This window comes from Frankia sp. RB5 (assembly GCF_059816245.1).
This window is the reverse complement of the sequence record NZ_JCBATA010000002.1, coordinates 45,124-69,076: the sequence shown is the minus strand read 5'-3', so window position 1 is coordinate 69,076 and position 23,953 is coordinate 45,124. Positions and strand designations below refer to the sequence as shown.

19 protein-coding genes and 2 tRNA genes are annotated in these 23,953 nt (G+C 72.9%); 6 read left to right on the top strand and 15 right to left on the bottom strand.

Features of this window, described 5'->3' with window-relative positions:
• Positions 1-10: 10 nt before the first annotated feature.
• The 6 genes from mrdA to AC6EXY_RS01340 form a co-directional block, all read right to left on the bottom strand.
• Positions 11-2,473: a penicillin-binding protein 2 gene (gene mrdA, locus AC6EXY_RS01365; RefSeq protein WP_499818085.1), complete on the bottom strand. Its 2,463-nt coding sequence runs from the start codon at positions 2,471-2,473 to the stop codon at positions 11-13.
• The gene (mreD, locus tag AC6EXY_RS01360) at positions 2,470-3,012 is read right to left on the bottom strand and encodes a rod shape-determining protein MreD (RefSeq protein ID WP_499818086.1); all 543 of its coding nucleotides are present in this window, start codon (positions 3,010-3,012) and stop codon (positions 2,470-2,472) included. The genes mrdA and mreD overlap by 4 nt, the downstream gene beginning before the upstream one ends.
• Before the next feature lie 6 nt (positions 3,013-3,018).
• The gene (gene mreC, locus AC6EXY_RS01355) at positions 3,019-3,939 is read right to left on the bottom strand and encodes a rod shape-determining protein MreC (protein WP_101835584.1); all 921 of its coding nucleotides are present in this window, start codon (positions 3,937-3,939) and stop codon (positions 3,019-3,021) included.
• 275 nt (positions 3,940-4,214) lie between these two features.
• A complete protein-coding gene (locus tag AC6EXY_RS01350; protein WP_101835586.1) occupies positions 4,215-5,246 on the bottom strand; it encodes a rod shape-determining protein in 1,032 nt (343 codons plus the stop codon).
• Positions 5,247-5,794: 548 nt separating this feature from the next.
• Positions 5,795-6,208, bottom strand: coding sequence for a nucleoside-diphosphate kinase (ndk, locus tag AC6EXY_RS01345; RefSeq protein ID WP_101833100.1), 414 nt, complete (start codon positions 6,206-6,208; stop codon positions 5,795-5,797).
• Positions 6,209-6,311: 103 nt separating this feature from the next.
• Positions 6,312-7,832 carry a glutamate ligase domain-containing protein gene (locus AC6EXY_RS01340; RefSeq protein WP_101833101.1) on the bottom strand — a complete coding sequence of 507 codons (1,521 nt, stop codon included), beginning with the start codon at positions 7,830-7,832 and terminating at the stop codon, positions 6,312-6,314.
• 154 nt (positions 7,833-7,986) lie between these two features.
• On the opposite strand from AC6EXY_RS01340, the gene AC6EXY_RS01335 reads away from it, so the two are divergent.
• Positions 7,987-9,291: a bifunctional folylpolyglutamate synthase/dihydrofolate synthase gene (locus AC6EXY_RS01335; RefSeq protein ID WP_101833102.1), complete on the top strand. Its 1,305-nt coding sequence runs from the start codon at positions 7,987-7,989 to the stop codon at positions 9,289-9,291.
• Positions 9,292-9,452: 161 nt separating this feature from the next.
• On the opposite strand, the gene clpX is transcribed toward AC6EXY_RS01335, so the two are convergent.
• The 5 genes from clpX to AC6EXY_RS01310 all read right to left on the bottom strand — a co-directional run bounded on the left by clpX (position 9,453) and on the right by AC6EXY_RS01310 (position 14,540).
• A complete protein-coding gene (clpX, locus tag AC6EXY_RS01330; RefSeq protein ID WP_101833103.1) occupies positions 9,453-10,742 on the bottom strand; it encodes an ATP-dependent Clp protease ATP-binding subunit ClpX in 1,290 nt (429 codons plus the stop codon).
• Between the two features lie 490 nt (positions 10,743-11,232).
• Positions 11,233-11,919 carry an ATP-dependent Clp protease proteolytic subunit gene (locus AC6EXY_RS01325; RefSeq protein WP_101833104.1) on the bottom strand — a complete coding sequence of 229 codons (687 nt, stop codon included), beginning with the start codon at positions 11,917-11,919 and terminating at the stop codon, positions 11,233-11,235.
• 60 nt (positions 11,920-11,979) lie between these two features.
• Complete coding sequence (locus AC6EXY_RS01320) at positions 11,980-12,621, bottom strand: ATP-dependent Clp protease proteolytic subunit (protein WP_101833105.1); 642 nt, start codon at positions 12,619-12,621, stop codon at positions 11,980-11,982.
• Between the two features lie 276 nt (positions 12,622-12,897).
• Entirely contained in the window at positions 12,898-14,412 is a 1,515-nt protein-coding gene (gene tig, locus AC6EXY_RS01315) for a trigger factor (RefSeq protein WP_101833106.1), read from the bottom strand.
• Between the two features lie 55 nt (positions 14,413-14,467).
• Positions 14,468-14,540 (bottom strand) — tRNA-Pro (locus AC6EXY_RS01310).
• Positions 14,541-14,587: 47 nt separating this feature from the next.
• Here AC6EXY_RS01310 and AC6EXY_RS01305 point away from each other — a divergent pair.
• Positions 14,588-14,661, top strand: a tRNA-Gly gene (locus tag AC6EXY_RS01305).
• 438 nt (positions 14,662-15,099) lie between these two features.
• On the top strand, positions 15,100-17,073 hold the full coding sequence (locus AC6EXY_RS01300; RefSeq protein WP_207770406.1) for a class I SAM-dependent methyltransferase: 1,974 nt from the start codon (positions 15,100-15,102) through the stop codon (positions 17,071-17,073).
• 106 nt (positions 17,074-17,179) lie between these two features.
• On the opposite strand, the gene AC6EXY_RS01295 is transcribed toward AC6EXY_RS01300, so the two are convergent.
• Entirely contained in the window at positions 17,180-17,734 is a 555-nt protein-coding gene (locus tag AC6EXY_RS01295) for a hypothetical protein (protein ID WP_499818087.1), read from the bottom strand.
• Between the two features lie 247 nt (positions 17,735-17,981).
• Here AC6EXY_RS01295 and AC6EXY_RS01290 point away from each other — a divergent pair, with 247 nt between their 5' ends.
• On the top strand, positions 17,982-18,833 hold the full coding sequence (locus AC6EXY_RS01290) for a L,D-transpeptidase (RefSeq protein WP_499818088.1): 852 nt from the start codon (positions 17,982-17,984) through the stop codon (positions 18,831-18,833).
• A 49-nt stretch (positions 18,834-18,882) separates the two neighbouring features.
• A complete protein-coding gene (locus AC6EXY_RS01285) occupies positions 18,883-19,449 on the top strand; it encodes a DUF3291 domain-containing protein (protein WP_101833108.1) in 567 nt (188 codons plus the stop codon).
• 22 nt (positions 19,450-19,471) lie between these two features.
• Here the strand turns inward: AC6EXY_RS01285 and AC6EXY_RS01280 are convergent, their stop codons facing one another.
• The 3 genes from AC6EXY_RS01280 to AC6EXY_RS01270 all read right to left on the bottom strand — a co-directional run bounded on the left by AC6EXY_RS01280 (position 19,472) and on the right by AC6EXY_RS01270 (position 23,353).
• Positions 19,472-20,473, bottom strand: coding sequence for a beta/alpha barrel domain-containing protein (locus tag AC6EXY_RS01280; protein WP_423748114.1), 1,002 nt, complete (start codon positions 20,471-20,473; stop codon positions 19,472-19,474).
• A gap of 43 nt (positions 20,474-20,516) precedes the next feature.
• The gene (locus AC6EXY_RS01275) at positions 20,517-21,758 is read right to left on the bottom strand and encodes a glycosyltransferase family 4 protein (protein ID WP_101833109.1); all 1,242 of its coding nucleotides are present in this window, start codon (positions 21,756-21,758) and stop codon (positions 20,517-20,519) included.
• 278 nt (positions 21,759-22,036) lie between these two features.
• The gene (locus tag AC6EXY_RS01270; RefSeq protein ID WP_101833110.1) at positions 22,037-23,353 is read right to left on the bottom strand and encodes an MFS transporter; all 1,317 of its coding nucleotides are present in this window, start codon (positions 23,351-23,353) and stop codon (positions 22,037-22,039) included.
• A 161-nt stretch (positions 23,354-23,514) separates the two neighbouring features.
• Between AC6EXY_RS01270 and AC6EXY_RS01265 the strand changes: the two genes are divergently transcribed.
• The gene (locus AC6EXY_RS01265) at positions 23,515-23,916 is read left to right on the top strand and encodes a DUF962 domain-containing protein (protein WP_101833111.1); all 402 of its coding nucleotides are present in this window, start codon (positions 23,515-23,517) and stop codon (positions 23,914-23,916) included.
• Positions 23,917-23,953 lie beyond the last annotated feature (37 nt).

Below are 23,953 nucleotides of genomic sequence, written 5' to 3'. Positions count from 1 at the left end.
CCCCGCCGGGCTAGGGCGGCGCGCGGCTCGACGCGGCGGCGGACGACGCCGCGGGCGCGGGCAGCGTGGTGGTGCGCTCGGCGGGACGCGCCGTGGCGGCGACCCCAGGACCGCTTCCTGCGGTGTACCGGCCGAGCGGCACGGTGGTCGAACCGTCCCGGGCGCTGTCGGACGGCGTCGTCGATCCGGCGGGCAGCACGACGAGCGGACCCCGTCGCGGCGGACCGGCAGCGGGTCCCGGAGCGGGTGCCGGCTCCGCCGTGGCGGGCAGCAGGCCTCCGCCCGCGGTGGTGGGTGACAGGGCGGTGGGCGAGATCGCGGCCGGCGGGGCGCCCGCGGCCGGCGGGGTGCCGGCGGCCGGCGTCGCGCCCGTGGCGGGCGCGGGTGCCGGGTCGCCGGTGGTGGCGCCGGCGATCGTGCCGTCCCGGTTGATCCTGGGGAGGGTGGCCGGGGGCTTGCCGCCGGCCATCGCCGCCGGCTGCCCGACGCCGTAGATCGCCTGATAGATCCGCTTGGCCACGGGGCCGGCGTACTGGGCGCCCTGGCCGGAGTCCGGGATGGTCACGACGACGGCGAACCGCGGGTCGTCGGCCGGGGCGAAGGAGGCGAACCACGAGGTGTCGCCCTTGCCCTCCACCTCGGCGGTGCCGGTCTTCGCCGCAATCGGGATCTGGTCGGTCGGCCAGTCCGCGAACACGCCGGTCGCCGTGCCGCCGGGTTCGCTGGCCACGCCCCGCAGCCCGCTGCGGATGTAGGCCAGGATCTCCGGGGACACCGGCAGGGTGCCCGCCTTCGTCGGCGCGAAGGTGCGTACCACCTTGCCGTCCGGGGAGATCGCCGCCTTGGCCAGCGTCGGCTTCCACAGCGTGCCGCCGTTGGCGATCGCCGCGTAGGCGGTGGCGAGCTGCAGGGGGCTCACCGACAGGTACTGTCCCTGGCCGATCGCGAACTGGGCGGCGGCGCCGGCGTTGTACAGGTAGCCGTCCACGCAGGCCTCGGCGGCGTACTTGCGGTACCGCTCGGCCTTGGCCGGGTCCGGCTCCTCCGGGTAGCCGTTCTTGGCCCGCCGGCAGTAGGAGTCCTTCAGCTCCTCCCAGATCGCCTTCGCGTCGGCCCGGTCGACGACCGACCCCTTCGCCTCCCCGGGCAGGTCCACCCCGGTGGCCTTGCCGAAGCCCATGGCCTCGGCCATCCGGGCGAAGTACTCGTTCGGCGGAGCGTACGGCCCGCGCCCGTTGCGCAGTCCGCCGTCAGCGAGCCAGGAGTCGTAGGCGAACTGGTCGAAGATGACGTCGCAGGAGATCACCAGCGCCTGGTGCAGCGTGATCGGCCCGGCGGACTCGCCGTCGAAGTTGTGGAAGATCTGGTCACCGATCTGCAGGGTCGGCGAGCAGTCGAAGTGCTGGTCGGGCTTCGCTCCCAGGTTCTGCATCGCCACGGCGGTGGAGACGACCTTGAAGGTGGAGCCCGCCGCGCCGGATCCCTGGTAGGCCCGCGACAGCAGCGGGATGCCGTTGGCCGGGTCCGACAGCGCCTTGTAGTCTTTCTCCGACACTCCGCCGACGAACACCGACGGGTCGTACGACGGCAGGCTCGCCATCGCGACCACCCCGCCGGTGCGCACGTCCAGCACGACCGCCGACGCCGTGCGAGCGCCGCCGCCGAGCTTGTTGATCGTGTCCTGGAGGGCCTGCTCGGCCGCCTGCTGCACGCCGAGGTCGAGGTTGAGCACCAGGTGGTCGCCGCTGCGCGGGGCGGTGGTGGACGCGGTGCCGGCGACCCGGCCGAAGCGGTCGACCTCCAGGCGCTCGACCCCGTCGGCGCCGCGCAGCTCGTCGTCGTAGGTGCTCTCCAGCCCGGCGACGCCGATCAGGCTGTTGAGGTGGTAGCCCTTCTCGTCGCCCTGTTTGTTCAGCTGGTCCTGGGAGACCGGGGCGAGGTAGCCGAGCTCGTGGGCGGCCAGCGACCCATGCGGGTACTCGCGGACGGCCTGCAGATCGGCGGACACCCCCGGGAAGCGGTCGGGATGCTCGATGACGGCCAGGGCCTGCTGCGGGGAGACGTCCTTGGCCACCGGCACCGGCTGGTACGGCGAGCCGTTCCAGCACGGCGGGCGGACCTGGGCGGTGCAGAAGCGGACGCGCCGGGTGAGCTCGTCGGCCGGCGTGTTGATCACCGAGGCCAGGCGGGCGAGGACGGCCTTGCCGTGGTCGGCCTGGCGGTCCGTCGCCGACCGGTTCACCGAGATGACCAGGGACGTGCGGTTACGGACCAGCGGCTGGCCGTGATCGTCGAGGATCATGCCACGGGTCGCGGGGGTCACGACCTCGCGCACCCGGTTGGACTCCGCCACCTGGCGGTAGTGGTCGCCGTCCAGGATCTGCAGCACCCACAGCCGGGCACCGAGAGTAATCAACAGCGACAGGACGAGAACGCGAAGCAGTAGGACGCGGATGCGCATCCGGTCGTTCATCGGCCGCCCCGTGCCCGGCCACCGGCGAGCCGGCGGCTGGCCTTCAGCAACAGCGGGAACACGAACGGCGCGATGAGCACTGCGTAGACGCCCGCGGCCAGTGCCCGGCCGACGGCCTCGCCTCCGGTCATCGCCGCCTCACCCAGAATCGAGGTGATCGCCGCATAGCCCAGGGTGCCCAGCAGACTCGCTCCCCCGATCACCGCGAGGGGCACCGCCACCGACCGCTCCGCCGTCTCCATCACCAGGCCGACAGCGTAACCGATCAGGCACATAACGAGAGCGGACTGACCGAGAACATGACTCGACGCCAGATCGGCCAACACCCCTACCACAAAGCCGCTCATCGCTCCGACCAGCGGACCCTCGATGAGCGCGATGGCCGCCAGCAACACGAGGACGAGATCGAACCGCCCGCCGGGCAGGCCCAGCCGGGCCACGATCGAGACCTGGGCGACGAGGGCGACGGCCAGCAGCACGACCGCGGCGACGACGGTCCGGGGCCGCACCGACTCCTCGGTGTCGAGGATGTCCCACATGCCGGCTCAGCCCGTCCCGTCCTGGGCGGGTGCGGTGCCCGCCCCGCTCTGGGCGGGGGCTGTCGGCTGGGGCGGCAGGGGACGCGGCGACAGCAGGCGGTCACCCGGGTCGGCCGGCGGCCGGCTGACGACCACACCGACGAGGTCCAGCGTGCCGACGTGCACGAACGGCTTGACCTCGGCCGTGCGGGACAGCCCGCCGACGTCGGTGACCTTGGTGACCTCGCCGATCGGCACGCCGGCCACGTAGTCGAGGCTGCCGAAGGTCACCAGCCGGTCGCCCTTCTGCACCCGGAACGAGGCGTCGTAGAGGGTGAACGTGAGCGTGCTCGGCCCCTGCCCGCCGGCGACGGCGCCGAGCAGCTGGGTGCGCTCGAGCCGGGCACCGATCCGGCTGCCCGGGTCGCAGGCCAGCCGGACGACGGCGGTGTGCGCCGTGACCGCCGAGACGGTGCCGACGAGCCCGTCCGCGTTGAGGACCGTCTTGTCGACGACGACGCCGTCGTCACGGCCGGCGTTGATCGTGACCGTCCAGTCCGTCCCGGTCACGTCGCCGACCGCGATCACCTTCGCCGGGACGATCGAGTACTGCCCCTTGTCGGCGAGCAGCCGCAGGTCGGACAGCTCCTTGCTCAACCGGGTGACCTGGCCGTCGTCGGCGATCTGGCGGCGCAGCCGGGCGTTGTCCTGGGCGAGCCGGTCGGCACGGTCGTGGTAGCGGTTGGGATGGGCCAGCGACGAGACCGTGCGGCCGATCGGCCGGGTCACCGCGGTGACGCCGTTCTCGACCCCGCCCAGGACGGAATGCACGACGCCGCGCGCGCCGGTCGCCGAACGGCCCGTCCTGTAGTCCAGCGTGATCAGGGTGAACGCGACGATCAGCAGGGCCACGATCACCAGGCGGGATCGCCTCGTGTCACGCCCCACAACGGCCTCCGAACAAGCTCTCAGGTCCCACGGCGCCGGGCGGCAGGCGCCGGCGGGCGCGGAACTGCGGCCCGGCCTCGGCACGGGCGGGCAACGGCCGGGTCACGGCGGGCCGGGGCGGCCGGCCGAGGCCGGCCACCGCTCGCGGCCCGTCGCTGTGGTCGGACGATCGACATCGCCGCGACGTTCCCGGTTCTGACACGAAATTCCCGAATCCCGGGAATGCCCGGGCGGCCCGGCCTGGCGCCGGACCACCGGACACCGAGCCGCCGTGGCTAGCGCCGCGGCTCGGAGATGAGCACCTGCTGCAGCGCCTCGAACTCCTCCACGCATTTGCCCGAGCCCATGGCCACCGAGTGCAGCGGGTTCTCGGCGATGTGGATCGGCATGCCGGTCTCGTGGCGCAGCCGCTCGTCCAGCCCGCGCAGCAGCGCGCCGCCGCCGGTCAGCACGATGCCGCGGTCCATGATGTCGCCGGACAGCTCCGGCGGGCAGCGGTCGAGGGTCACCTTGACCGCGTCGATCACGGCGTTCACCGGCTCCTCGATGGCCTTGCGGATCTCCTCGGCGGTGACCACGATCGTCTTGGGCAGGCCGGTGACGAGGTCGCGCCCGCGGATCTCGGCGCTGGGCTCGTCCGGCACCTTGTACGCCGAGCCGATCGCCATCTTGATCTCCTCGGCGGTGCGCTCGCCGAGCATCAGCGAATACTCCTTCTTCACGTAGGAGATGATCGCGACGTCCAGCTCGTCGCCGGCGGTGCGGATCGACTGGCTGGTGACGATCCCGCCGAGCGAGATCACTGCGACCTCGGTGGTGCCGCCGCCGATGTCGACGACCATGTTGCCGGTCGGCTCGTGCACCGGCAGGCCGGCCCCGATGGCGGCGGCCATCGGCTCCTCGATGATGTACACCTTGCGCGCCCCGGCCTGGTAGCCCGCGTCCTTCACGGCCCGCTGCTCCACACCGGTGATCCCGGACGGCACGCAGACGACGAGCCGCGGCTTCGCGAAGTGGCGCCGGCGGTGCACCTTCTGGATGAAGTAGCGCAGCATCCGCTCGGTCGTCTCGAAGTCGGCGATGACGCCGTCCTTGAGCGGCCGGACCGCCACCACGTTGCCCGGGGTGCGGCCGATCATCCGCTTGGCGTCGGTGCCGACGGCGAGGATGCCGGACGTCGTGGTGTTGATCGCCACAACGCTCGGCTCGTTCAGGACGATCCCGCGGCCCCGCACGTACACCAGGGTGTTGGCGGTACCGAGGTCGACGGCCATGTCACGACCGAGGAACGACAGCGAACTGGACATCGTCGGGTACCGACCTTCCCGGGGGATGCGGTCCTGGCCACCTCCGGCGTGGTTCCGGCGGGGCGACCGGGGAACCACCGAAAGCGCGTGGAACAGGTACAGGGGGTTCGTGGATCGGGCAGGGAGACCCGGAGCGCCCACGGGGACCGACCGGCGACCCACGGAGACCGACCTGTGCTGTCGGCCACCGCGACCCACCGGACACGCTCCGGGCAGGTACTTGGAGGGTAGACCGCCGCCTCGCCCCCCGCCGCCCCGGTGGACGGTGGGACCGATCGTGTCACCGCCGGAGAGGATCGACGTAGCGGGTGCCATCGTGTCATCCAGCCGATACCCACCGCAGCCCGGCCCAGATCACGCTCCGGTTCGCACGCCGATGACCGATGCGCCGGACCTGACCGGACGACCGGCACGGGGCCCGGCGCCGACGACGCCGGCGAGCATGGACCCACCCACCCGCCCGGAACTCACCCGCAGGTGATGAGTCGGCGGCGTGGCCCGCCGGAGCGCGGCGCCCGCCGGCCGCGCGACCGGCGGGCGGGCGAGGCTCAGCTCAGGCCGGGGAAGAACAGGTCGATCTCGCGCTTGGCGGACTCGGGCGAGTCCGACCCGTGCACGAGGTTCTGGCCGATCTCCAGCGCGTAGTCCCCGCGCAGCGAGCCCGGCGCGGCCTTGACCGGGTCGGTGGCGCCGATCAGCCCGCGGGACGCCTCGACCGCGCGCGGCCCCTCGGCGACCAGCGCCACCAGGGGGCCCGAGGTGATGAAGTCGACCAGCTCACCGAAGAACGGCTTGGACGCGTGCTCGCCGTAGTGCGTCTCGGCGACCGAGCGCTCCAGCGTGCGCAGCTCGAGCGCGACCAGGGTGAGCCCCTTGCGTTCGAGCCGGCCGATCACCTCTCCGACGAGGCCACGGCTGACGCCGTCCGGCTTGACCAGGATGAGGGTGCGCTCGGCGGACACGGTTCTCCTTCTCGATCAGTGACGTCGTCGTCCTCGGGAACCCGCGGGCCCCTCGTCAACTTACAGGGTGCCCGCGTCATCTCCATGGCCGAACCGGGCCTCCTCAGGAGCGCAGCAACACCCGGGCGCGACCCACAACGGGTGCCGAACCCGTCACCAGGACACCCGCGCCGCCCAGGTCCCCGTCCTCCTCCGCGAGGCGGACGGCGTCGTCGATCGCGTCGTCGAGGCGCACGGCGACCTCCACCCGGTCCGCCCCGAACACCCCCGCCGCGACCGCCGCGAGATCGTCGACGGGCAGCGCCGCGGGCGTCACGCCCGTCGTGACGACAACCGTGGACAGAACCGGTTCGAGGGCGGCGAGCAGGTGGGCGGCGAGCGCCTCGTCGCCCTCGACGGCCAGCACGCCGACGAGGACCTCGAAGGTGAACGCCTCGTCGAGGGCGCTCGCGAGGGCCGCGGCCGCGACCGGATCGCCGGCGACGTCCAGCACGATGGACGGGCTGCGGCGCACGACCTCGAGACGGCCCCGGCCGTCCACCTGGGCGAGCCCCGAGCGGAGCGCGTCGATGTCGAGCTGGTTGCGCCCGCCGCCGAGGAACGCCTCGACGGTGGCGAGCGCGACGGCGGCGTTGTGCGCCTGGTGCGCGCCGTGCAGCGGGAGGAACAGCTCCTCGTAGGTACCGCCGAGTCCCTTCAAGGTGATCATCTGGCCGCCGACGGCGACCCGGCGGCCCACCACGCCGAACTCCAGGCCCTCGCGGGCGACGGTCGCCCCGACCGCGGCCGCCCGGCGCAGCAGCGCCCGCGCGGCCGGCAGCGACTGCTGCGCGAGCACGACCAGCACGTCGGCGCGGATCGCCCCGCCGACCGGAGCCGCGATCCGCTCCAGCGCCGCCGCCTCGCCATCCCCACCGCCGCGGGCGTCCCCATCGGCGGGAGACCCTCCCCCAGGGCGGACATCCCCGTCGGCGCCGAGGGACCCACCGTCGCCAGCGGCAGCGCGCCGCATCGGCTCCGTGCCGTCCGCGAGTACGCCGGCCTCGTCTGCGTCCGCCTCGGACACGGCCAGCGGCGTGATCGCGGCGACCGGCCCGTCGAGCAGGTCGGCCAGGTCACCGAGCTCGGTCGCGCCGTCCCAGCCGGACTCGACGACGGCCAGGTCGACCGGGGCGTCCGCGAAGGCCGCGAAGGTGACCGCGGCGAGCAGCTCGAAGGCGCACAGGCGCCCGTCGTCCTCGATCAGCGGCAGGTAGGGGGCGATGTCGTCATAGGCGCGGTCGAGCACGTCCGCCGGGATCTGCGCGCCAGCGAGCCCCACCCGCGCGGCGGCGCCGAGCCAGTCGGGCGAGCGCAGCGAACCGGCGCGGATGCCGAAGCCGTCGAGGAGCGCGGTGATCGCCGCGACGGTCGAGCTCTTGCCCACCGACCCGGCGACGACGATGCTCGGGAACGCACGCTGGGGATGGCCGAGCAGGTCCAGCAGCCGGCGCAGCCGGGGCATCCCGGCCGGCCGCGCCACCCCCAGCCGGCTCGCGTACGCGGCGGCGAAGGTGGGCACGCCCTCCCCCGCCGAATCGGTCGGCCCGGCCGTGATGCCGGCGTTCGCGGCGGCGCCTGTCACAACCCTGATCCTACGAGTCCGGACGACCCCGCCTCCGCGGGCGGGCGGCCGACCGTGTCACCTGCCTCATTCGCCTCCGCGAGCAGATCAACCGACTCGTCCGGGTTGCGCGAGTCGCTACTGTCGTGCGGGGTGAAGGAGGCGGGAACAGCTGGTGACGTGGACGTACGAGGCGGCGTGCGCCGCGCTGGCCAGGTCGGTGGACCTGGAGAAGCAGGCGATCACGAGCGAGCCGCCGGTGCCGAGCCTGGCGCGGATGCGGGAGCTGGCCCGCCGGCTCGGTGACCCGCAGCGCCGGTTCGACCTGATCCACCTGACCGGCACGAACGGCAAGACGTCCACGGCACGCATCGCGGCCGCGCTGCTCGGCGCCGCTGGGCTGCGCGTCGGGCTCTACACCAGCCCGCACCTGGAGCGTGTCAACGAGCGCCTGGTCGGCGACGGGGTGCCGATCGACGACGACGCCTTCGCCGCCTGCGTCGGCGCGGCCGTCGACGCCGCGGCGCCGATGGCCGAGCGGCCGACCTTCTTCGAGCTGCTCACCGCGGCCGCCTACCACTGGTTCGCCGAACGCGGTGTCGACGCGGCGGTCGTCGAGGTGGGCCTGCTCGGGCGCTGGGACGCCACCAACATCGCCGACGGCCGGGTCGCGGTGATCACCGGGATCGGCGCTGACCACCTGGACTACGCCGGCAGCCTCGCGGGTGTGGCGCGGGAGAAGGCCGGCATCGTCAAGCCGGGCGCGCGCCTCGTGCTCGGCGAGATCGAGGCCCGCTTCGACGACGTGTTCGCCGCCGCCCCGGCGTCGCGGGTGCGCCGCGGCGGTCACGACTTCGCGATGGACGACGCCCACCCCGATCCGGCGGGTCGGCGGGGGGACCTGCGTACGCCGCTGGCCCGCTACGACGGCGTGCTGCTGTCGCTGCATGGCGCCTACCAGGACATGAACGCGGCCTGCGCGCTCACGGCGGTGGAGGAGTTCCTCGACCGGCCGCTGCCCGACGCCGTGGTGCGGGAGGGCCTGGGCGCGGTGCGGGCGCCGGGCCGGCTGGAGATCGTCGGCGATCGGCCGCTGGCCGTGCTGGACGGGGCGCACAATCCGGCGGCGGCGGCGGCACTCGCCCGCTCGCTCGCCGAGGAGTTCCCCGACCGGCGGTGGACCGTCGTCTACGGGGCGCTGCGCGGGCACGACTTCGAGGGCACCCTGGCGGAGCTGCCCGCGGACCGGATCGCCGCCCTGGTGTGCTGTGAGCCGGACTCGCCCCGGGCGATCCCGGCCGAGCAGGTCACGGCGGCGGCCCGGCGGCGGGGAATCGTCGCGGACGCCGTGCCGCCCGTCGCCGACGCGGTCCGGCTTGCCATGGAACGGGCGGCGAGCAGCGGAGCGATCCTCGTGACCGGGTCCTTCTACCACCTCAGCGAGGCCCGCAGGGTCCTGGCTGCCGTCACGCGGCCCTGACACTCCCCAGCGGGCACGCGACCCCGGCTCTCCAGCGACGCGGCCCCGTCACCACGACGGACAGCGGCCGTCTGCCGTGCCGCCGGCGCTCGCCGCTCAGGCAGGCGCCGCCGCGCGGCCTGGGCAGGCCTCGCCGCGCCCCGGGCAGGCCTGCCGTCCGCTCAGGCGGACTTCTCCTGGCGGGGAGCCCGCTTGGAGGCGACATCGCGGGGCACGATGGTCGGGTTGACGTGCTCGAGAACGACCTCCCGGGTGACGACCACCCGGGCGACATCCTTGCGGCTCGGGATGTCGTACATCACCGAGAGCAGCACCTCCTCCATGATCGCCCGCAGGCCGCGGGCGCCGGTGCCGCGCAGGATCGCCTGGTCGGCGATGGCCTCCAGGGCGTCGGAGGTGAAGTCGAGGTCGACGTTGTCGAGCTCGAACAGGCGCTTGTACTGGCGGACCAGCGCGTTCTTCGGCTCGGTGAGGATGCGGATCAGCGCCTCGCGGTCGAGGTTCGACACGCTCGTGATGACCGGCAGCCGGCCGATGAACTCGGGGATCATGCCGTACTTCAGCAGGTCCTCGGGCATGATGTCACCGAAGACGTCCGAGGAGTCCGGGTCGTCCTTGCCGTGCAGCACCGCGCGGAAGCCCAGCGACTTCTTGCCGATCCGCGACTCGATGATCCGGTCGAGCCCGGCGAAGGCACCACCCACGATGAACAGGACGTTCGTCGTGTCGATCTGGATGAACTCCTGGTGCGGGTGCTTGCGCCCGCCCTGCGGCGGCACGCTGGCCGTCGTGCCCTCGAGAATCTTCAGGAGGGCCTGCTGGACACCCTCACCCGACACATCTCGGGTGATACTGGGATTTTCGGACTTCCGGGCTATCTTGTCGACCTCGTCGATATAGATGATCCCGGTTTCAGCCTTCTTGACGTCATAGTCCGCGGCCTGGATGAGCTTGAGCAGTATGTTCTCGACGTCCTCGCCGACATACCCGGCCTCGGTCAGCGCGGTGGCATCGGCGATGGCGAACGGCACGTTGAGCATCCGGGCCAGCGTCTGGGCCAGCAGGGTCTTGCCGCAGCCGGTCGGGCCGAGCAGCAGGATGTTGCTCTTCGCGAGCTCGACCTCGCCCTTGGCGCCCTCACCGCCCGCGGTTCCGCCGGCCTGCACCCGCTTGTAGTGGTTGTAGACGGCGACGGACAGCGTCTTCTTCGCCGTCTCCTGGCCGACCACGTAGCCGTCGAGGAACTCGTAGATCTCCCGCGGCTTGGGGAGCTCATCCCACTTGAGCTCGGAGGACTCGGAGAGCTCCTCCTCGATGATCTCGTTGCACAGATCGATGCACTCGTCGCAGATATAGACGCCAGGGCCGGCGATGAGCTTTTTCACCTGCTTCTGCGATTTGCCGCAGAACGAGCACTTGAGCAGGTCACCGCCATCACCGATGCGTGCCACCGAGGACTCAGTCCCTTCGTCCAGACGATGGTGTCGCCTGCGTGTCAGGGGCGGTTGACACCGCCCGGTCGTCGCGTGTCTGCCTGCAACCATCCCCGTGGGGACGGTACCCCGCCGAGCGACCCGGTGAGTGCCCTATCGCTCGGCTCATACCGGTCAGCCTACGGTCACCTCGGCCGTCCTCGCGCGTCCACGCCGTCCTGTTAGGCCAACGCGTCACGCGAGTGGTCGCGCTGGCCGAATTCGCACCCGTCGGCGCGTCGCACATGATATTTGCCCGTGATGACCGGGGTTGGGCGGAGTCGTCACGTCGCCCAGGTGCCCCTGGCAGGGCGGCGGCGCCACAGTGGACGCCGCAGCGGACCGGCCCGCCGCGGCGCACGGTCCGCCGGGGCCCCGGGCGGGTAGCCGTGTCCCGGGGCCGGCACCTGTACACGGCCGGCCCCGGAGCACGCGTACCGCCGCCCGGTCATCCGCCCCTGCGGGCGGCTCAGTTCGTGGTGGCGAGCCGCGAGGACTTGCGGGTCTTGATCACCTCGTCGATGAGACCGTAGTCCTTGGCCTCATCGGCGCTGAAGATCTTGTCGCGCTCGATGTCCTTGCGGATGTCCTCTTCCTTGCGGCCGGTGTGCGTCGCGAGCATCCGCTCCAGCAACGAGCGCATCCGCAGGATCTCGCGGGCCTGGATCTCGATGTCGCTGGACTGGCCCTCGCCCGACGCGGACGGCTGGTGGATGAGGATCCGGCTGTTCTCCAGCGCGAACCGCTTGCCCGGGGTACCCGCCGCCAGCAACACCGCCGCCGCCGACGCCGCCTGGCCCATGCAGATCGTCGAGATGTCCGGCCGCACGAACTGCATCGTGTCGTAGATCGCCGTCAACGACGTGAACGACCCACCCGGCGAGTTGATGTAGATCGAGATGTCCCGATCCGGATCCTCCGACTCCAGGAACAACAACTGCGCCATCACGTCGTTCGCCGACACGTCGTCGATCTGCACACCCAGGAAGACGATCCGCTCCTTGAGCAGCTTCGAGTACGGGTCCATGCCGTACTCGCCGCGCGACGTCTTCTCGATGATGTTCGGCAGGACGTACCGGCCCTGCGGCGGAGTCGCGGCGGCGGCCTGGCGGGCCTGCTCAAACCGCAGCTGCTGGTAGAGCGTCTCGTGGAACATGGTGGCTGCCTCCGGAAACGGATGACGACGGTGCGATCCGGGGTGAGCGGACGGAGCCGCTCAGCTCACCGGGCCTTCGCTGGGGACCTGGCGGGCCTGCTGGACGACGTGGTCGACGAAGCCGTAGTCCTTGGCCTCCTCGGCGGTGAACCACCGGTCCCGGTCGGAGTCGCGCTCGATCTGCTCGATCGGCTGGCCGGTGTGGAACGCGATCCGCTCCTGCATCATCCGCTTGGTGTAGAGCATCTGCTCCGCCTGGATGGCGATGTCGGAGGCGGTGCCGCCGATGCCACCGGAGGGCTGGTGCATCATGATCCGCGCGTGCGGCAGCGAGTACCGCTTGCCGGGCGCGCCCGCGCACAGCAGGAACTGGCCCATCGACGCGGCGAGCCCGAGCGACACGGTGGCGACGTCGTTCTCGACGAACTGCATCGTGTCGTAGATCGCCATACCGGCGCTCACCGAGCCACCGGGCGAGTTGATGTAGAGGAAGATGTCGCGGGTCGGGTCCTCCGCGTTGAGCAGCAGCAGCTGCGCACAGAGGGCGTTGGCGATCGCATCCTCGACCACGGACCCGAGGAAGACGATCCGGTTGGCCAGCAGACGGTTGAACACCTGATCGTCGAAGGCTGGTCCACCCTGGCCAGGCGAACGGAGCTCCGGACCCGGAACGGGCAGGCGCGGAACTGCGAGGTTACTCACGGTCAGCTCCTCGGCTTCCTCACATGGGGCGGCTGATTGACCGGCTCGACACTATCTGTGACACGCGCGAGTTCCGGCCGTTCAGGCTCGATGTTCGCGCTGGGCGTGAGGACCGGCCGGTTCGGACGGACGGCCGGCGACGGCCCGCGACCTTCGGCGACGGATCGTCGCCGCGGCGCGGCCGCAGGATCCCCCTGCCCAGCCATCCCGTACCCCGGGGAGCACACCGGCCCTCGGACCAGGTCCGAGGGCCGGTGGCCCGGATGACGGGAACGATCAGATGTCGCGGTCCCCGGCGTCGCCCGTGGCGGCCTCGGCCGCTCCCGGCTCCGCCTGCGCGGTGGCGGGCTGCGCGGTGGCGGGCTGCGCGGTGGCGGGCTGCGCGGCCTCGGCGGCCTCCTCGGTGCCGGCCGGCGCGTCCTCGGCGGCCTCGTCCACGTCGTCGGCCTCGGCGGCCTCGTCCGTGTCGGGCGCGGGCCGGGCCGGCAACGCGAGCTCCACCGGCGCGCCGGAGCCGTCGACGACGGTGGCGTTCTCCAGCAGGAGGAACAGTGCCTTCGTCCGCAGCACGTCGGCCATCAGCGCCTGCAGGCCCTCGCCCTGGGCGAGCTGCTGCGCGAAGACGTCGGGCTGCATCCCCGACCGCTGGGCGCGCATGATGACCTGCTCCATCAGCTCACCCTGGTCGATCCCGATCGACTCCACGTCGATGACCGCGTCGAGGATGAACTGCGAACGGATCGCCTTGCCCGCCGACTCGCGGACCTCGGCGTCAAACTCCTCGGCGGACTGGCCGAGGGTCTCCAGGTAGGCGGCGCGGTCGGTGCCGATGTGCTCCAGCTCGTGGGACAGCCGGTGCTCGCGGGCCTCGATCTCGCCGGTGAGCAGTGAGTCGGGCACCGGCACGTCGACCCGCTCGAGCAGACCCTCCAGCAGCTTCTCCCGCGCCTGGCCGACCTGCTCGGCGCGCCGGGACTGCTCGAGCCGCTGGCGCACGTCCGCGCGCAGCTCGCCCAGGGTGTCGAACTCGCTGGCGGTGGTGGCGAAGTCGTCGTCGAGGGCGGGCAGCTCCTTCTCCTTGACCCCGCGGACCGTCGCGGTGACCTCGGCCGGCTGGCCGGCCTGGTCACCGGCGAGCAGCTCGGTGGTGAAGGTGCGCGACTCGCCGTCGGCGGCGCCGATGATCGCCTCGTCCAGACCCTCGACCAGGTTCCCGCTGCCGACCTCGTAGGACAGCCCGGTGGCCTCGGCACCCTCGACGGGCTTGCCGTCCGCCTCCGCGGACAGGTCCAGCGAGACGAAGTCACCCGACTGGACGGGCCGCTCGACCGGCGTGAGCTGGGCGAAGCGGTCACGCAGCGCGCCGAGCTGCTCCTCTACCTGCTCGTCGGTGACCTCGACCGCGTCCACCGTGACCGTCAGGTCGGAGAACTCGGGCAGGGTCAGCTCGGGGCGGACGTCGACCTCGGCGGTGAACACGAGGTGACCGCCGTCAGCGAACTCGGTGATGTCCACCTCGGGCCGCGAAAGGACGTCGACCTCCTCGGCCTGCACGGCCTCGGAGTACAGCTGCGGCAGCGCCTCCTGGACCGCCTCGTCGAGGATCACTCCCCGACCGAGCCGCTGGTCGAGGATGCGCGGCGGAACCTTGCCCGGCCGGAAACCCGAGACCCGTACCTGGCGGGCGAGCTTGCGATAGGTGGCATCGAGCGAGGGCTTGAGCTCGTCGAAGGGCACCTCGACGGTGAGCTTGACCCGGGTCGGGCTGAGGGTCTCCTTGGTGGCCTTCACGGCGCGGCGGTCTCCTGGTACGACGTTGGACGGGGTGACACGCCGAGGCTATCGGTCGGGGCGGGGAGACTCGAACTCCCGATCTCCTGCACCCAAAGCAGGCGCGCTAGCCACTACGCTACGCCCCGAGGCGTCGCACGCTTATCCTACGGGGTAAGCTCGCACCGATCACCCCGCGGGTGTAGCTCAATGGCAGAGCCCCAGCCTTCCAAGCTGGCCATGCCGGTTCGATCCCGGTCACCCGCTCCATCGCCGGACGCCATCCGGCCGCGGTTTCGCCGCGGCCGGCGGCGTTCCGCCCCCGCGTGTCCTTCCGCGCCGCCTCATGCGCCAGACGTCCCGCCCGTGCCGCGTGACCTGGGCCGCATCCGGGTCGGCCGCGTGTCGACATCCGCCTCCCGTCCCGTCCCGCGGGCCCTCGGACGCGGACGCCCGCGTGGACACCGGCGGACGGGCATCGGCCGCCCGGTCTCGCACCGCGGAACCCGGGGGCACCCCCATCGACATGCCCCGCTGGCATGCCTGCCGCGCGTGTCGTGGCCACCGATCCGGCACAGCCCGCGCGACCAGCGGGACGCACCCACCGCATCCCGCCTCCCATGCGCTGAGTCACAGTCGACGGCGGTACTTTCGGGGCTCCCCCGTCCGTTTCCACGTCCCACCCGGTGCCCGAGGAGTGCGTTGCATATGGCCCTGAATCGCCGTGGCTGGCTCCCCGTGGTCGTCGGGGTCGGCATCGGGCTGAACACGGCCCGCCTGCGCGGTCGTCTGCACGCCATCGACGTGGTCCCCACCGAGGTGAGCGGTGCGGCGGCGGTCGGGCCCGCCGGGACCGCCCCCACCCGTCCGGAGGAGGCGCGCGAGCGGTCCCGCTACGTGCTGCTCTCCGCCGCGGGCACCCGCCTCACCGCGGGCCAGCGGCGCGCGGCCGAGGAGCACGCCCGGCGCAACGGCCTCGACGTGCTCGACCTCGTCCCGGCGAACCTGCCGGCACACCGCGTCCTCGACCTGGCCCGCATGGTCGATCCCGCCACCTACCGCGCCCAGCCGCTCACCCGCGGGCGCGGCGCCGGGCTGGCCGTGCTGATCGACCAGGAGGTGCTGGCCCGCATCGGGCTGGCCACAGCCGACCAGCCGCGCTTCCACGGCCGATCCGAGGTGGGCGACCTCACCGAGGCCGAGCTGGTCGCGATCGTGCAGCTGGGCAAGCGGCACGCCGCCGCCAGCACCGACCTCGCGGTGCTGCCCGGCCTGCGCGGGCCGGGCGCCGGTGCCGGTGCCGGCGACGCTCGGCTGTCCGTGCAGCAGACCGCCTATGCCTGGGAGCCGGCCCGGCGGGTACTGCCGGCGCTGCGCGACGGCGCCCTTCTGCTCGGCGCGGCGAGCAATCCGTCGGCGACGCTGGGGGCGCTCGCCCTGTCCTGGGTGCAGCCCGCGCTGGTCGGGGGCGGGCATGTGCGGGTGGATCCCGCCGCGCTCGGCCGCAGCCTGCTCGCCCGCCGCCAGATCGCCGTCGCGCAGGTCCGCCACGCCCGCGCCCGCGCGCGGGAGTTCCTGGGCGAGCCACAGCCCACCGTCACCGAGGCGGCGGGGACGAGCCGGCTGGTCGTGTCGGTCCGCCCGGCGGCCGCCGACGTCGACCGCGCCCGGCCCGGCTATCAGGCTGATCTGGCCGTCGGCGTCGAGCGTTTCCTCGAGGACCGCCGCGACAGCTGCCCCTGGTGCGGCGGCCGCGACCTCACCCTGCGGCTGCGCGGGCGCGACGTCGCCCAGCGCAAGCCCGGCGAGTTCCAGTACGACCGGTGCGGGGACTGCGGCCATATCTTCCAGAATCCGCGGCTTTCACCCGACGGCCTGGAGTTCTACTACCGCGACTTCTACGACGGCCTCGGCGGTGCGGCCCTGGAGGAGGTCTTTGGCTACAGCGTCGACCCCTACCTGCAGCGGGCCCGCCAGCCCATTGCGACGCCGCGGCGGTGGCTGGACGTCGGCGGAGGTCACGGGCATTTCTGCGCCATGGCGAGAACCGTCTGGCCGGCGACGAGCTTCGACGCGCTGGACATCGGCGCCGGCATCGAGGAGGCGGCCCGACGACGCTGGGTGGACCATGCCTACCGCGGTTTCTTCCCCGACCTCGTCGCCGAGGTCAAGGGCCGCTACGACATCATCAGCATGTTCCACTACCTCGAGCACACCCGAGACCCACTGACCGAACTGGACGCCGCCGCGGCGGCGCTGGAGCCGGGCGGCCATCTGCTCATCGAGGTCCCCAATCCGGACAGCCCGGCCGCCCGCTGGTACCGCAGCCTGTGGCCCGGCTGGCTGGTCCCGCAGCATCAGCACCTGATACCCGCCGCGAACCTCGTGGCCGCGCTGGAACGGCGTGGATTCGCGGTGCCCGAGCCCGTCTTCGGCGAGGTGCACCAGAAGGGCGATCCCGTGATGGCCGTCTACGGCCTGCTGCAGACGCTCGCGCCGTCACCCTCAGTCGCCTGGCGGGCCCCCGCCAGTCCCGGCCGTGGCCGGGCCGCACGCGCCCTGACGGCCGGGGCCCTCGTCCCCGCCTTCGTGGCCGCGCTGGTCACCGACGAGGCGACCCGCCCCTACCTGACCACCGGCACGCGCGCGAACGCCTACCGCATCCTCGCCCGCCGCCTCTAGCCCACGTCGCGAGTCCAGATCGTCGCCGTCGGTCGCTGCGGCGGGCCGTGGCAGCGTTCTGGCGACGTCGCGGCGGCCCGTGTCGCGCATTCGGCGACAAGACGGCTCAGTCCCAGCCCCAGTCGTCCTTGCGGTCCTTCGATCCGCGATCGGGGTGCCCGTGGCCGGATGCCCCGTCCCTGTCCCGCGGGCCCTTGTCATCCCAGGAGTCCTTGCCGTGCCAGGAGTCCTTGCCGTCCCAGGAGTCCTTGCCGTCCCAGTCGTCCTTGCTCCAGGAATCCCTGCCGCGCGCGTCCTTGTCCCGGGAATCCCTGTCCCGGGAATCCCTGTCCCGGGAATCCCTGTCCCGGGAATCCCTGTCCCGGGAATCCCTGTCCCGGTCGTCCCTGTCCCGGTCGTCCTTCTTCCAGGCGTCCTTCCAGTGTTTCCACCAGTCGTCCTTCGACCAGTCGTCGCCGGACCCGCCGTCCTTGTCCGGCCCGCCGGAGACGCGATTCCACCAGTCGTCCTTCGACCAGCTCGACGGCCACCAGTCCTTTCTCGACCAGTCGTCCGACCAGCTTCGGGGCTGCCTGGCCGGCGCCTCGGAATCGTCCGCGCGGGCGCTCGGCGCCACCGGTCCGAGAGTCACGAAAAGGGTCGCCACGGTCGACATCGTCATGATGAAGACCCGCGTCACACCAGGTCTGGACACAGTTCCCCCGTCTGTTCGCCGGATTTCCCGTCTCACCGCCGGACACCCGCCGGCCGAAACCGTGGCCGAGCCTAACCGCGCCGCCGCGCCACGCCCACACGATCACCGGGCCCCGTCCGACGATCGACAGCCATGCGGGGCAGGCAGGCCACGGCGACCATCGGTCACCTGAAGTAGCCTGTCGGCGACGGAGGGGGTTCGGATGGTCAGCACCATGGCGACGCGCCGAACGGCCGTCCACCTGCCGGACGCCGATCCAGACCGCGCGACACGACGAACGCGACCACGCGGAACCGGCCGCCACCGATGCGCCTGCGGTCCGCTCGCCGCAGGCCTGCTCGCCGTCGAGATGATCGCCGTCGGGATGCTCTCGGCCTGCGCGGGCGGCGACCCACCCGCTCCTCGCCCGCCCACGACGACGACGCCCGCCGCCCACGCGCCCCGCCCCACGGCGGCTCCGGCCGCGGGGCGCCATCTCGTCGCCTGGGCGGTGAACCCCGAGATCACCTGGTACGCGGACCCGAACCAGGACACGGCACGCGGCCGGCTGGCCAACCCGAACGAGCAGGGTGCCCCGCTGGTCTTCGCGGTCGTGCGGCGGTGGGCCGACTGGCTCCAGGTCCTGCTGCCGGTGCGGCCGAACGGCTCGCGAGGCTGGCTGCGCGCGGCCGACGTCCGCCTGAGCGAGACGCCGTACGCGCTGCGGGTCGATCGCGCGGCGCATCGCCTGACCGTGCTGCGTGACGGTGCCGTCCTCGCCCGGCTTCCGGTCGGCATCGGTACGGGCACCACACCCACGCCATCCGGTGAGTTCTACCTGACCGAACTGCTCCGCCCGTCGGATCCGGCCGGGCCGTGGGGGCCGCTCGCCTTCGGCCTGTCCGGCTTCTCCGACGTCATTACCAGCTTCAACGGCGCGGATGGCATCATCGGCCTGCACGGCACGAACCGTCCGGACCTGGTCGGGACCGATGCCAGCCTGGGCTGTGTCCGTCTTCGTAACGAGGACATCATAAAACTGGCGGGAATGGTGCCGGTCGGCACCCCGGTGGCCATCAGCCCGTGATTGCGCGTCGTTCCTGGCGGATGGCGGGGGACATCTCTAGGCTGCTTTCATGACGGGTTACCATCTGGCCCAGGTGAACATCGCCCGAGTACGCGCCCCGCTCGACTCCTCCGCGCCGGATGACCTCGTCGCCGGGCTCGCGCCGGCGGCCGACACCGGCGACGGCCAGCCCGGATTCGTCTGGCGGCGCACGCCCGGTCCCAGCGCGACGGCCGTGCACACCTTCCGTCTCGGTTCGGCCGCCCAGCTGACCGCCATCGTGAACCTGACGGTGTGGGAGTCGGTGGACGCGCTCGCCGACTTCGTGCTTCGCCAGGGGCATGGCGCGTTCCTGCGCCACCGCCGGGACTGGTTCCATCCGACCGACCGGGCGACGAACGCGCTGTGGTGGGTGCCCGTCGGGCACGAGCCGGGTGCCGAGGAGGCCGAGGAGCGGGTCCGGCACCTGCGCACCCACGGGCCGACGGCCACCGCGTTCACCCTGCGGCTCACCTTCCCTCCGCCTGATCGGCGGATCTCCCTGGTGCCGGGCGGGGGCGCGCGGGTCGCCGCTGCCCCGGCCGGGGGTGAGCCGGCAGGCCCGCCGGCCGCACGCAGCCTGGCCACGGGCGGCTGACCGCCGGCGGCCCGGGGCGCCCTCACGACACGGGCAGGTCGTCCCGTGCGCCGAGGTCGGCGACGTCGAGGTCGGCCCAGCCGGACAGGATCGTTCCGAACACGGACGGATCCTCGCCCCGGTTCCAGAAGGCGGTGGCGGCCTGCACGGCGACCGCGCCGGCCCGCAGGTACTCGGCGACGTGCCATCCCTCGCCGATGCCGCCGACACCGACGACGTCGACGGTGTCCGGCAGCAGGCGGCGCAGCTGGCGGACCTGGCCGAGGCCGATCGGCCGCAGTGCCGGGCCGCTGAGCCCAGCCAGTTCCACGTCGATGACGGGCCGGTGACCGGCGTCCAGGACGAGGGCGTTCGGGAACGTGTTCACCGCGGTGACGAACCGCGGCCCGGCAGACCCGACCAGCCCGGCAGACCCGACCGGCCCGGCCGCCGCGAGGTCACCGAGCAGCGCCGCGAGCTCGCCAAGCGCCGCCGGATCGGAGAACGGCGAGATCTTCACCCCATACGGGACGGCCGGGGCGCCCTCGGCGGCGCGGGCACTCAGCGCGTCCCCGACGGCCGCGCAGATCGCGGCCGTCTGGTTCGGGTCGAAGCAGGCGATCCGCTTCTGCGCGCCGCCGTCCCAGACGTTCGGGCAGGCGAGGTTCACCTCGATGAGGTCGACGCCGGTCGGTGCCACGGCCTCGACGAGCTGGCGGTACTCGGCGACGTCGAACCCGGCGACGCTCACGACGAGCGGCTTGCCGGCGGCGTGCGCGGTCGACACCATCCGCGGCAGGTGCTCGGCGTAGTAGTCCAGCCCGCGGTTGGGCAGGCCGAGGGCGTTCACCGAGTACGACGGGCCGGGCCAGTAGACGTTGCCGGTGTTGCCGGCCCGTGCGTGCACCGTGATGGACCCGACCATGACCGCCGCGACCGCGCTGCGCGCGAAGGCCTCGACGTCGGCCATCGACTTGCAGGTGCCGGCCGCGTTCATGACCGGATGTTCGAGGTCGATGCCGGCGAGCCCGGCCAGCGCAGTCATGCCGCCGAGCCTAGGCGGCGCGGCACCGGAGCGGGGATGATGATCAGTGCCGGGCCAGCGGCCGGCGGGCCCGCCGCGCGCGATGCCGGTCGACGGCCTTCTGGTAGACGGCGACCCGCAGCTCGGCGATGCGCCGCGGCTCCAGCTCCGCGGTCCCCGCCCGGCCGCGGGCGCCGACGGCGGCGGCGAGCTCCGGGTCGGTGAGGTAGGGCTCGAGCGCGTCCGCGAGTGCCTGCGCGTCCTCCGGCGGCACGACCGCGCCGCCCTCCCACTTCGCCACCCAGGTCGCGACGCCGGTGGTGGCGGTGGCCACGACCGGGCGGCCCGAGGCCATGCCCTCCAGGCCGGCGATGGAGAAGCTCTCGAATCGGCTCGGCACGACGACGACCCGTGCCTCCTCGTAGGCCTTGACCAGCTCGGGCCGGCTGAGGTGGCCGGCGAAGCGGCAGGGGACGCCGAGCTCGACCGCGCGCCGCTCCAGCCAGGTGCCGGTCGCGACGCCGTCGATGGTCCCCGACGACTGACCGGCGAAGACCACGGTCGGGGACACTCCCCGCTCCCGCAGCCGCGACGCCGCGTCGAGCAGGACGTCGAGGCCCTTGCGCCACTCCAGCCGACCGACGACGAGCAGTGTCCGGTCCGTGCCCTGGGGCGGCACCGACTCCAGGTACGGCGAGCGGTCGAACGGGTAGGGGATGACGTCCGCGTCGGTCTTCTTCTTCAGCCAGCCGAAGTCACGCAGCGTGGTGACGATCAGTTCGGATGGTGCGGTCCGCGCGTCGGCGCGCAGCGCGGAGAAGCGGTCGATCCGATCGGCGAGCGCGCCCCGGCCGTGCAGCCGGCCCTCACGCAGCCGGACGTCCATCATCGTCGGCGTGTGCAGATGGATGACGAGCGGCACGTCGCGGCGCACCGCGGTGCGCAGCCCCCGGGTCTCGCCGTCCTGCGTCTCGATGACGTCGGGCCGAAGCCCGAGGCGGCGCAGCCAGAACGCGTAGGAGACGGCGAGGACGAACCGCAGCATCAACGAGTCGCGCGGATGGTTCGCCCCCTGGACGGACCGCCCCAGCGGGCCCAGGTAACGACTGACCGGAAGGCGCAGCAGCGGCCGCCGGTGGACCTGGACACCGTCATGATCCTCGTCGGTCCGATGCCGCCCCTGGGCGCACAGGATATGAACCCTGTGACCGAGTGCGACCAACGCGTGAGCGATGTCGTGCGTGTAGACACCCGCGCCATCCCAGATGATCGGCGGGTACTGCTCGCACAAGAAGACGATCTCCATACCCATCCCCCACGGCGGCGAACTCCGGTCGGCTCACCATAGCGCCAGCCTATCGAGGCACCACGCCGGGTTTCGGGCATTGCGAGCACCCCGACAACATAACCCTCACGTAAACGTAGCGACACCCAAATGACACCACTGACCTGCGCTTTTGCAACACCCGGGCAACCGGCCGACGGCATTGCGGCCATCTTCACGCCATCGCCAACGCACACCCGACGGACATCCAGGCCACACCAGTAGGGCAATACCCCGCGTCATGGTGCTTCCCAGTGGTATCAGATGACCGATTCACGGTCCGGCGAGTGCCTCCGGCGTGCCCGCGCCCACCGCCCGGGCGCCGGCGCCGGACCGCCCGCGGTCCGTCCGGCGGGCACCGCGGACCCGCCCAGCGCCACTCCGGCGACCTGGCGAAACAGCGTCGGCAGGGTCGCGACGGTGGCCAGCAGCGCGGCGGCGGCGAGCACGAACGGCAGCCGCGGGTCGGCGGCGAACAACGCCCCGGAGAGCAGGGCGGCGAGCACGGTCCAGGCGGTCTGCGTCGTCGCGAACACCCCCTGGCCGCGGCCCACCGAACCGGTGCGCGCGCTCTCCTGCGCCAGCAGCGCCTGGCTGGCTGGATAGATGACGGCCAGCACGATCCCCTCCAGGCAGCCGATCACCAGGATGAGGGGCCGGGAGTGCAGGAACGGGTAGGCCGCGACGGCCGCGCCCCGCAGCGTGATCGTCACCATCAGCAGCCGGCGGCGGTCCAGCCGGTCGACAAGCCAGCCGGCGGGCCAGGCGAACACGAGATAGGGCAGCCCGAACAGGGCGAAGGTGACGCCGATGAACGCCGTCGACTCGCCCTCCCGGCGCATCAGCAGGCTCCAGCACGTCTCGTAGACGCCGGTGGCGAACCCGCCGCACGCCGCGATGAGCAGCAGCCCGGCGAGGCCACGCGCGTGCCGCCGCCCGAACGCCGGGCGGTCGACGCGGGTCAGGGCATCCAGCTGAGTCACCGCGGGTGACGGGTGGGACGGGGACCGGGCGGGCAGCAGCCAGACCACCGGCAGCGAGGCCAGCACGGCCGCCGCGCCGCTGGTCAGGAACATCGCGTCCATGTGCCGCTCGCCGGCGAGCCCGCCGAGCAGCGGGCCGACCGTCAGTCCGAGCAGCTGGCCGGTGAACACGGCGCTGAACGCCCGGCCCCGCATGCCCGGCGCGACGGTGGCGGCGACGGCGGTCAGCGTGGCGACCTCGAAGGCCCCTGCGCCGGCGCCCTGCAGCACCCGCATCGCCGCCGTCGCCGCCACCCCGCCGACCGCGACCAGCCCCAGGCAGCCCGCCGCGTACCCGGCCAGTCCGGCCAGCAGGACCGGCCGCGGACCGTGGCGCGCGGCGGCCCGGCCCGCCAGGTACTGCGACAGCAGGGCACCGAGGAAGAACGCCGCCATCACCACGCCGACGGCGGCGGCGGAGACGTGCCGGTCCCGCAGGTACAGCGGCAGCAGCGGGGCGATGGCGAACGACCCGCACCACTGCAGCAGCGTCGCGGCGGTCAGCGCCACGAGCAGCCGCGCGACGGCGGCCCGCGGCGCTCCCGCGGATGCCACCCGCGCAACCGCGCGCCCCCCGTCCACGCGTGGGTCATATCCCGCGAACCGGGTACCTGGCAACGTGGAGCCGCACACCGGGCATGCACCGCGGGACCGGGCAGACCCGGCCCAGGACCGGGCAGCCCGGGCGGACCGGCCGCAGCAGAGGATGCCGACAGATGCCACATGAGGACACCCACCCGGCCCCCGGCCCGAGCGCCGCGACCCGCGCACCTGCGGCTGGCCCGCCGGAGCGAGGAGCTCCGTTCGCCGCGAAGATGGCGTACTACCGCTCGCAGCACACCAGCCGGGGCATCCGGCTGACCCACCTGGTGGGCATCCCCGGCGTGGCGTTCTCGCTGCCGCTGTTGGCGGCGCGGCCCCGGGTCGGCCTGCCGGTGTTCGCCGCGAGCTGGGCGGTGCAGGTCGCCGGGCATCTGCTGGCCGAGCACAACCGGCCGGCGCTGGCCGAGGGGCCGCTCACCTACCAGCTGTGCGGCCTGGCCTTCTGGTGCGAGGAGGTCGTCGACCTGCTCGCCGGCCGCGGCCTGGCGGGCGCCGGGAGCAACCCCGAGCGTTGACGGTGACGGGCGCCGCTCGACCGGGCCGGCGGGCGGC